This is a genomic window from Brachyspira catarrhinii, from assembly GCF_005518285.1.
Classification (GTDB): Bacteria; Spirochaetota; Brachyspiria; order Brachyspirales; family Brachyspiraceae; genus Brachyspira; species Brachyspira catarrhinii.
The window spans coordinates 1-390 of sequence record NZ_SJDU01000818.1 but is presented as its reverse complement, the minus strand read 5'-3'; the positions used below and the strand labels follow the sequence as shown (position 1 = coordinate 390).

Sequence of the window (390 nt, the reverse complement as noted above, 5' to 3'; positions counted from 1 at the left end):
ACTTGTCAGTATAGTATGTTTTAGAGTTTTTGTCAAGCTTTTTTGCAATTTTTTTAATCGCATGAAATTCTACAATAGCCTTAAACTTTCTATACAGCTTCAAACTCTCTATATATATTATAACAAATTTAAAAAATTTGTCAACAATTTTTTTATTAAAAAAACAAATTTTTTAATAAAAATTTTAAGTTAATCATAATTTTTAGTAAAGTTTATAAAAAGATGAAAAAAATATGGTGAAATTAAAAATAAAAAATCTAATAACAAGGGGCTATTTCCCCTTTCATTAATATCCATAAAAAAGCGCACAAGGGGTTGAAACCCCTTGTTATCAAAAAAGCACAGCATACATTTTGGATTACTTCGGGCTTTGCCCTCGTTCCCGCAGGG

1 protein-coding gene is annotated in these 390 nt (G+C 26.7%); it reads right to left on the bottom strand.

Features of this window, described 5'->3' with window-relative positions; genetic code table 11:
* Positions 1–189 precede the first annotated feature (189 nt).
* A partial coding sequence (locus EZH24_RS15220) for a hypothetical protein (protein ID WP_236847292.1) occupies positions 190–390 on the bottom strand: 201 nt, incomplete at its 5' end.